The 8,901-nt window shown below is 39.2% G+C and carries 7 protein-coding genes and 4 tRNA genes; 10 read left to right on the top strand and 1 reads right to left on the bottom strand.

What is annotated here, in order from left to right; all coding sequences use genetic code 11:
• Positions 1-387 precede the first annotated feature (387 nt).
• The 6 genes from CTER_RS22215 (at position 388) to CTER_RS22190 (ending at position 2,250) form a co-directional block, all read left to right on the top strand.
• Complete coding sequence (locus CTER_RS22215; protein ID WP_004629569.1) at positions 388-687, top strand: CD3324 family protein; 300 nt, start codon at positions 388-390, stop codon at positions 685-687.
• 340 nt (positions 688-1,027) lie between these two features.
• A tRNA-Glu gene (locus tag CTER_RS22210) sits at positions 1,028-1,102 on the top strand.
• Between the two features lie 15 nt (positions 1,103-1,117).
• Positions 1,118-1,194, top strand: a tRNA-Asp gene (locus tag CTER_RS22205).
• 31 nt (positions 1,195-1,225) lie between these two features.
• Positions 1,226-1,301: transfer RNA gene (locus CTER_RS22200), tRNA-Thr, on the top strand.
• A gap of 3 nt (positions 1,302-1,304) precedes the next feature.
• A tRNA-Tyr gene (locus tag CTER_RS22195) sits at positions 1,305-1,389 on the top strand.
• A gap of 420 nt (positions 1,390-1,809) precedes the next feature.
• Complete coding sequence (locus tag CTER_RS22190; RefSeq protein WP_004629561.1) at positions 1,810-2,250, top strand: hypothetical protein; 441 nt, start codon at positions 1,810-1,812, stop codon at positions 2,248-2,250.
• A 331-nt stretch (positions 2,251-2,581) separates the two neighbouring features.
• On the opposite strand, the gene CTER_RS22185 is transcribed toward CTER_RS22190, so the two are convergent.
• On the bottom strand, positions 2,582-4,573 hold the full coding sequence (locus CTER_RS22185) for a phospholipid carrier-dependent glycosyltransferase (RefSeq protein WP_004629574.1): 1,992 nt from the start codon (positions 4,571-4,573) through the stop codon (positions 2,582-2,584).
• 368 nt (positions 4,574-4,941) lie between these two features.
• Between CTER_RS22185 and dapF the strand changes: the two genes are divergently transcribed.
• The 4 genes from dapF to CTER_RS22165 all read left to right on the top strand — a co-directional run bounded on the left by dapF (position 4,942) and on the right by CTER_RS22165 (position 8,433).
• The gene (gene dapF, locus CTER_RS22180) at positions 4,942-5,775 is read left to right on the top strand and encodes a diaminopimelate epimerase (RefSeq protein WP_004629567.1); all 834 of its coding nucleotides are present in this window, start codon (positions 4,942-4,944) and stop codon (positions 5,773-5,775) included.
• 25 nt (positions 5,776-5,800) lie between these two features.
• Entirely contained in the window at positions 5,801-7,033 is a 1,233-nt protein-coding gene (locus CTER_RS22175; protein WP_004629571.1) for an LL-diaminopimelate aminotransferase, read from the top strand.
• A gap of 222 nt (positions 7,034-7,255) precedes the next feature.
• A complete protein-coding gene (locus CTER_RS22170) occupies positions 7,256-7,825 on the top strand; it encodes a uracil-DNA glycosylase (protein ID WP_004629558.1) in 570 nt (189 codons plus the stop codon).
• A 2-nt stretch (positions 7,826-7,827) separates the two neighbouring features.
• On the top strand, positions 7,828-8,433 hold the full coding sequence (locus tag CTER_RS22165) for a uracil-DNA glycosylase (protein ID WP_004629565.1): 606 nt from the start codon (positions 7,828-7,830) through the stop codon (positions 8,431-8,433).
• Positions 8,434-8,901 lie beyond the last annotated feature (468 nt).

Below are 8,901 nucleotides of genomic sequence, written 5' to 3'. Positions count from 1 at the left end.
TATCAAGAATGATTATATTTGTTTTCTAGATTGAAATAAAAGGCTTCTTATGGTATTATTTACAAGTGCTGTTCACAATAAATTTTAGGAGGAGATCTTATGAAAACGATGCAGACAATCAATTCAAACGTAAAGACCACAAAAACTTATATCAGTGATGCTCTGCCGGCACCTGATTTCATAAGATAGCTAACCGTCCGTAATTTATCTGATTGCTAACCGGGATATTTCATTTCACAGAATATTAAGTTATTTTATTATATCAGGCTCATAAAATGATTTAACAATATGACACTGCTGCAGGCATAATTCCTGCGGCAGTTTTTTGTTTAAATAAGGGCTTGTGGTCTTTGCTTCACAGTATGATATTTATGGAGGAGCAAAGAAATGAAGTATTTAAAGGCACAGAATGTACTACCCAAAGAGGTAATCACGATTATCCAGGAATTTATAGACGGTGAATTTATATATATACCCCGCAAAGACGGTCAGCAAAGAGCCTGGGGTGAAAAGAGCGGTGCCAGAAACAGTTTAAAAGAACGGAATCGGCAGATTTATGCAGAGTATATAAAAGGAGTTCCAATAAATTCACTTATAAGCAAATATTATCTTTCCGAACAGAGCATCAGAAGAATCATAAGCATGGAAAAGGGCCTCTGCTCGAAATCGATTCATAGCCGTTTGTAAAATTGATATGGGAGCTTTACTGCGTTATAGTTTAATTCTTAAAAGTGACGGAGGCAAGCTTATGGTATGCAAGCGGTGCCAGCATAAGACGGTGAAATAATGGAATTACCGTTAAAGGTATAAGTCTTGTTAATTTGAAGGATATTATACTTGTACAACACGGAGAAAAATTCAAACCTGTAATTTGCTGATTGGGCCTGGATGAGACCTGGCATTTTCAGGAGTTTTGACATTGAAAAATAATATTTGAAAAAAAGATAAAAAAATAGCTTGACTTTTTCTACATCCCCCGTTAAAATAGTCTTTGTCGGTCGGCAAGACTGCTGCTGATAATGAGTACGGCCCATTGGTCAAGTGGTTAAGACACCGCCCTTTCACGGCGATAACAGGGGTTCGAGTCCCCTATGGGTCACCATTGTAATTTTAAAATGGCCCGGTAGTTCAGTTGGTTAGAATGCCAGCCTGTCACGCTGGAGGTCGACGGTTCGAGCCCGTTCCGGGTCGCCATTTTAAATTTATAATAATGAAGTCAATATGTGCTGGTGTAGCTCAGCAGGTAGAGCAGCTGACTTGTAATCAGCAGGTCGGGGGTTCAATTCCGTCCGCCAGCTCCATATGGAGGGGTTCCCGAGTGGCCAAAGGGGGCAGACTGTAAATCTGTTGTCAGTGACTTCGATGGTTCGAATCCATCTCCCTCCACCACAAAGCCTTGTGCATTCGCGATTAACGCTGTGCGCAGGGTTTTTTACTTTTTCACAATAATCTGCCGGCATATAGCAAATTCTTCTTGAAAGCCTGGCTGTACTGGATTAATATTGAAAGTGACAGTATAAGATCAGGCATCCTATAAATTATATATTCAAGTTATATCTTTAAATTATATTTTACAGTACATTTAAATCATATTTTGAAAATCGGGAGGAACTCTGCGATGAAAAAGAAAGTATTATCGGCTTTTATAGTAATAATGCTCGTTTTACAGTCCAGTCCGCCGATACTGCCATAGTTGCTTCGGCGGAGGACTTTATTAATTTTAATACTGTTCTAAATGTCCGGGAAAAGGGAATCTGGTTCAATAAACCGGTATGCATCAATGGAAAATGGTTATTTTCCAGCAGATCCATGTATGCTGAAAAAGTCAATGACATGCTTTATATATCCGGGGATCTGGAAAATTTTAAAAAGGTGGCTCTGCCTGTCAAGTCGGTATCAAACATTGTGGAATACAAGGAATACTATGCCATTGTTTCAAATAATACCGGAGACAACAAAATTACATTGACCAAAAATTTTAAAAGATTTGAGAGCTTTAAGTTTCCTCTTTCGGAACCTGATCCCAATCTCTTCAAATCAGGATTAAATGCGTTTGATGCCAGGGACAATAACCGGGCATTTGTTATTGGAGACACCTTCTTTGTCCTGGGAGAAAAAGTTTTTTACACGAATAACTTTAAGGACTGGAAGACATTGCAGGGATTGCCCCCGAATAATTACCTGACGGCATCCTCCGGAGGAAAAACTGCTGTCGTGGGCGGGGTAGGCATTATGGCAATTGTAAAATAGTGTGAAGCTGCTTTTGTTTTGCTTAACAGATGGATTTAATCCAATCAACTGGTAACACGAGTACAACTTCATGAAATAAGATGCACGGTTAAAAACAATTGCGGAAAATTGTCGACGACGGCAAAACCGCTTTAAATGAGACGATACAATTTTCGTAATTGTTTTGGGGCATCCTTATTTCATGAAGTTAGTACGGAGGTTACCATTTGATATAAAAAAATTACAAAGGTAAAGCAAAAATTAAATTAACTGGCACAACGCATTAAATTATTAAACGTTTGCTTGAAAGACTTCACTTGCGTTTGTCTTCCAGGCAAACCTGTGAATTTGATCAATATCTGAAACTCCAGCCCGGAAACCACTGGAGAAGGCTTGCATACCATTTTGGCACGATGACTCCCGAAAGTATCGGATAAAACATTACAAACATAAATGCGGTCAGTATGAGATAGATGTACACGAGCTTTCTGGCTGTCCTGCCGTGCCCGTAAAAGATTTTAATCAGGTAGACCATTATAATGATCAGGAACGGCATAACGGAGAAATAATGATAAATAAAGGCCATTCTGCGAACTACCATCCAGGGAATGTACTGGAACAAAGCTCCGAAAATCGGAACAATCATGTACCGGTCCTTCCTTTTGATTGCCAGGACAATTCCTGTAATAAGTGCAGGAATACTAAACCACCAGATAAGAGGATTGCCCATGCATATTATACTGGAAGTAAGATTCTCGGCCGCCAGAGCTTTAGACCCGTAAAACCATATGGGTTTGACCATAATAGGCCATGCCCACCAGGGGGATGAATAGGAGTGCTTGATATCCAGATCATTATGAAAGTTATACATATAAGTCTGGTTATTTATGAACTCCTTCACACCATTACCCGGAACCAGCATTATAGATGTATAGGAGGCAAAATAAATTATACCCGGAACGATTAAAAAGAAAAGGACGCATGCCAGAGCTGTTTTTACAAAGTACCTGCTCCAGAATTTATTAAATAAATCGGAGGATAGGCCATACTGCCTATATGCAGTATAACAGGCTATTTCATCGAGCTTTGCAATAATGAAAATCAACATCAGACCAACTGCGCCGTACATTGCAATCCATTTTGTAGCTGCACCTATGCCAAGAATCAGACCGCAGAGAAACAGCGGAACCAGTGATTTTTTCAAACCAACCTTATAGGGCTTTCTGATAAAGTAATCATATATGAAATAATACATCAGTATAACAAAGAAAGTAACATATACATCTATAGTAGAAATCCTTGTCTGAACAAAATGCATAAAATCAAACATCATAAGGAATGCGGTGCAAAAAGCGAAGAAACGTTTTTTGAATATCTTTAAACCAAAAAGATACATAACAGGTATCATTGCAACACCGAACAGCGTACCGACAATTCTCCAGCCAAAAGGATTCACTCCGAAAATGAGCATTCCAATCATTACAAAGTATTTACCCAAAGGAGGATGAGTCCTTTCAAAAGGTATAATTTCATAAATAAAATCAAGCGCTGTCCTGGGGTAGAAAACTTCATCAAAATATGTATTGGTATTTGATAAAGTATAAAAATCAACTTTATCCTGTTCATCAATAAGATTTGACAATTTGTAAGGCTTATGATCGGGGCTTTCTATTGCAGGCATATTTGAGCCGGAATTTGAAGAAGTAATACTTTTAATGCTTAAAGGTTTGGCCGAGCCCTTCTCAAACACGGCGATCTCATTTAAGGCCGCTCCCGGGCCGTTCGGCATAAATTTGATTTTACTTGTCTTAAACTCTTTTGTTGAGACTTTCCAGGAGTAAAAACCGGTTTTGTCAATAGTTTCGGAGCTCATATAATTATCAAAATCGTTAAGATACAGGATATCATACTTGACATTGTCATACTTTTCATGGTTATAACCCTGATATATCATTACCTTTGATACTTCGACCTTTTTGCCCAAATCCACAATAAAACCGTCGTCTTTGGCAGAAGGTGCCCAGCTGGTCTCAGGTACACTAAAAGAGCCAAGGTTATAGAGGGCAGGAATGGCATAAAAAATAGTCATTGCCAGCATAATTATTACGTCTTTTTTTGTAAGCTTAAATAAGGGCTTTGATTCCTGCTCGGTATCCAGCAGATCGCTTTCAGACAGGATCAATGTGCCGTTTTTAATACTCCTGATTCTTATAAAAAACCATATACCTATTGTCAACAGTGATATGCAGGTGACACCCAGCATCATTGTGGCAAATCCCGGCATTTTTATATTAATAAAGAAATCTGAAACATGTTTGTAAATATTAATAAAAAAGTCCTTCAAAGTTATCCTCCATACCTGCTGAAAAGTTTTACAATAATTATAATATAGTATTATTTACAATACAATTGATAATGTAAATATTAACCATATCATATTATTGACCGGATTACACCTGATTAAGCCTGATTTGCCCCGATTTTAAACATCCGGCCGCAAAAAAGGCTGAAAAGGCACCGGATTTTTTTTCTTTAACAGCGGTTAAGGAGGATTATTGTGCCGCATATCGCCTTGCGGCTCCGGCAGTGCTATGCTATAATATGAAAAAGTTAGCAAGTTTATTAGTTTAGTTGGATAAAAGGTAATACACATAAACATGCCGCCGTTTTATCAGCTTTATAAACTTTGTAAACTGAAAGGGGCTGTATAAAATGAAATTCACTAAAATGCAAGGTTTGGGAAATGATTATATATATGTGGACTGTACCCGTGAAGCACTGGACAATCCATCCGATATTGCGAAAAAAGTAAGTGACAGGCATTTCGGAATAGGTTCCGATGGTCTGGTGCTCATACTTCCTTCACAAAAGGCTGATTTCAGGATGAGAATGTTTAACTCGGACGGGTCTGAATCGGAAATGTGCGGAAATGCCATACGGTGTGTAGGAAAGTATGTATATGACAACGGTCTGACAGATAAGAAGGTTGTCAATATAGAAACCCTGGCAGGTATTAAGGTATTGACCCTGACAACTGAGAACGGAGAGGTCGTTCTTGTAAGAGTTGATATGGGGGAACCCATACTGGTACCTGAAGATATTCCTGTTGATTCTGCCAAGGACAGATTTATTTCAGAGCCGGTCAGTATAGATAATTATGAATTTAAAGTAACTGCTGTTTCCATGGGAAACCCACATGCAGTTTCATATATTGATAATGTAGCTGATTTTCCGCTGTCTCAGATAGGACCTAAGATGGAAACAAACAAATTATTTCCCAGAAAGGTCAATGCGGAATTCGTTCAAATAATAGATAGAAATACTCTCAAGATGAGGGTTTGGGAAAGAGGAGCAGGGGAAACCCTGGCCTGCGGTACCGGGGCTTGTGCTGTTCTGGTTGCGTCGGTTTTAAACAATGTATCCGAAAGAGCCGCTGCAATCAAACTGCTTGGAGGAGAGTTGTTTATAGAATGGTCTGAAAAAGACAATCATGTATATATGACAGGACCGGCCGTTAAAGTGTTTGATGGTGAAATAAATATTTAATATATAATAAGAGAGGATTTAATATATGGCATTTGTAAATGAAAATCATTTAAAACTACCAGGCAATTATTTATTTGCCGAAATCGGTAAAAGAGTTAATACCTTTAAAAGTGAAAATCCTTCTGCCGATATTATCAGGCTTGGGATAGGAGATGTTACACGTCCGCTCCCGATGGCTTGTATTGAGGCAATGCATAAAGCTGTTGACGATATGTCCAGGGTAGAGACCTTTAAAGGATATCCTGAATATGAGGGATATGATTTCCTTATCAACAATATCATTGAGTTTGATTACAAAAAAAGAGGCATTACAATTGGTACTGATGAGGTTTTTGTCAGTGACGGGGCCAAAAGCGATACGGCCAATATCCAGGAGCTTTTTGGAACCAATTGCAGAATAGCTGTTACCGATCCTGTTTATCCCGTATATGTTGACAGCAATGTAATGGCAGGCAGGACGGGTGAATATGTGGACGGCAAATGGACAAATGTCACCTATCTTCCCTGTACGTCAGCAAATGGTTTTATTCCTGAGTTGCCGAAAGAAAGAGTTGATCTTATCTACTTGTGTCTGCCCAATAATCCGACAGGTACAACTTTGACGAAGGATCAGCTAAAGGTTTGGGTAGATTATGCGGCAAAAAATAAATCCATAATTTTATTTGATTCTGCCTATGAGGCTTTTATAACACAGGACGATGTTCCCCACAGCATTTATGAAATCGAAGGGGCAAAAGAAGTTGCCATTGAGTTCAGGAGTTTTTCAAAAACTGCAGGTTTTACAGGAACAAGATGCGCTTATGTAGTTATCCCGAAAGAGTTGAAAGCAGCTGCGGCAGACGGCAGTGAAATCGGACTGAACAGATTGTGGTACAGAAGACAGGCAACCAAGTTCAACGGTGTATCGTATATAGTGCAGCGCGGGGCAGAGGCCGTATATACCGAAGAAGGTCAAAAACAGGTCAGGGAGACCATAGCATACTATCTGACAAATGCTTCTATAATAAAGAGCGGTCTTGAGAGTGTGGGCATAACCGTATTCGGAGGCGTTAACGCTCCTTACATCTGGATGAAGACGCCAAAGGGGATGGACTCATGGGCGTTTTTTGACAAGCTTTTAAGTGAAGCCAATATTGTCGGAACTCCGGGAGTAGGCTTTGGGCCAAGCGGGCAGGGTTATTTCAGACTCACTGCTTTTGGAAACAGGGAGAATACCCAGGCGGCTGTTGAAAGATTTAAGACAAGACTTAAACTGTAGTTTTGATATATTTTATTAATATACTACTGAGTATATTAATAATTATATTGCTGATATAATGTAATTACAGCTGTAAAATTGATAAAGCCATAGCTATAAAAGTTGGTTGTTATATAATAGAAGATTAATTTTGCATAGATTTGATATTTTGGGCCGACTAGGATTAGTCGGCCCAAAAAGTGATATGAAGGTTTTTCAAAACGAAGGGGTGAGCGGAAAGGTATGTTGGATTGGGAACAGTTGAATTCAGCCTGCAGCAATTGCCAGGCCTGTGAACTCGGCAGGACCAGGACGAATATAGTTGTTGGCAGGGGAAATGTAAATGCCCCCTTAATGTTTGTCGGGGAAGGACCCGGTGAACAGGAGGACAGGCAGGGGCTTCCTTTTGTGGGAGCGGCAGGCCAGCTTCTGGACACTTTGCTTGAAGCACTGATGTTGAAGCCGGATGAATATTATATCGCAAATGTTGTTAAGTGCAGGCCTCCCAACAATCGTGTTCCAAGTGATGAGGAGGCTGAAAAATGTCTTCCCTACCTCAGAAATCAAGTTGCGCTGGTCAGGCCTCAAATATTAGTATGTCTTGGCAGCACTGCAGCAAAGTATGTTATTGCAAGGGATATCAGGATAACACAAATCAGGGGACAGTGGATCGAACGCAAGGGTTATTGGATCATGCCGACTTTTCATCCCGCGGCGCTGCTCAGGGATCAGAGCAAGAAAACCCTGCTTTTCAGGGATATGAGGGAAGTGAGAAACAAATTACATACAATAACCGGAATAAAGGAAAATTAGACATGACAACAAGCAAAATCAGAATGGAACTTGACGAGCTATATAATAAATATTCAAAAACCTTCGAAAATGAACAGATAGTGCTTGGTGACGGCTGCTTGACAGGTCCTATGATAATAATAGGGGAAGCTCCGGGAAAAGACGAGGTATCACAGGGAAAGCCTTTTGTAGGAGCGGCGGGGAAAAATCTGAAAGAATTTATGGATCTGATAGGAATAACCCGTGAATCAGTGTTTATAACAAATGTTATCAAGTACAGGCTTGGGAAGATAAATGAAAAAACAAAAAGGGTAATTAACCGTCCTGCAACCAGGGAGGATATAGTTAATAATCAACACTGGCTTCACCAGGAAATTGCACTGTTGTGCCCCAAGATAATTGTAACCTTGGGCAACGTCCCCTTAAAAGCTGTCACAGATGATTTCAATGCCTCGATTGGTGAAATGCATGGGAGCACCCATACCTGTAATATCGGTGAAAAGGCGTACCGGCTGTTCCCACTGTATCATCCTGCAAGTATCATATATAACAGAAGCTTAAAGGATACATATAATAATGATGTATTAATGTTAAAAGAGGTTTTATCTTCATTGGATGCAAGTAATTAATTTGATCTGAGGGTATGGAATAAATTGACTTAATAAAATATAATTTTTTATTAAATAATATTGACAAGATATAATAGGCATGCTATTATAACTAAGCTGTCGCGGACAGGAACAAAACAACACTTTAAATAGTAAATTGTGACAAACAAAAATCTACAAAAAGTGTTGACACGAAAGCGGCAGTGTGGTAATATATAAAAGTCGCTCAGCACTGCTGAGTGCCGGAATTTGACAAATATACAGCATATCGATTTTATGCCGGAAAGTCACTTTCCAGATGGACTTTGAAAAGTAAACAGTGACAAATACATGCAAATGTAATGTAAAGGAACTCGAAAAATTCCGAAATCGCATAGCGATTTCAAATTGAGTAACTTGCGAACTTTACAACCTGGTTTTTGGAAACAAGAACTAGAAAAAAGTCAGCAATTTTAATGAGCTAACAAGCTTGTCAAATAAGTTAATTGT

The sequence above is a fragment of the Ruminiclostridium cellobioparum subsp. termitidis CT1112 genome, assembly GCF_000350485.1.
Lineage (GTDB): Bacteria > Bacillota > Clostridia > Acetivibrionales > DSM-1351 > Ruminiclostridium > Ruminiclostridium termitidis.
Note: the sequence above shows the minus strand (reverse complement) of the source record. Positions and strands in the feature narration are given on the sequence as shown.

Bases quoted from the DNA above. Each gene is read 5' to 3' on its own strand.
- dapF (WP_004629567.1), top strand. From the start codon at position 4,942: ATGAAATTCACTAAAATGCAAGGTTTGGGAAATGATTATATATATGTG.
- CTER_RS22215 (WP_004629569.1), top strand. From the start codon at position 388: ATGAAGTATTTAAAGGCACAGAATGTACTACCCAAAGAGGTAATCACG.
- CTER_RS22175 (WP_004629571.1), top strand. From the start codon at position 5,801: ATGGCATTTGTAAATGAAAATCATTTAAAACTACCAGGCAATTATTTA.
- CTER_RS22170 (WP_004629558.1), top strand. From the start codon at position 7,256: ATGTTGGATTGGGAACAGTTGAATTCAGCCTGCAGCAATTGCCAGGCC.
- CTER_RS22165 (WP_004629565.1), top strand. From the start codon at position 7,828: ATGACAACAAGCAAAATCAGAATGGAACTTGACGAGCTATATAATAAA.
- CTER_RS22190 (WP_004629561.1), top strand. From the start codon at position 1,810: ATGTATGCTGAAAAAGTCAATGACATGCTTTATATATCCGGGGATCTG.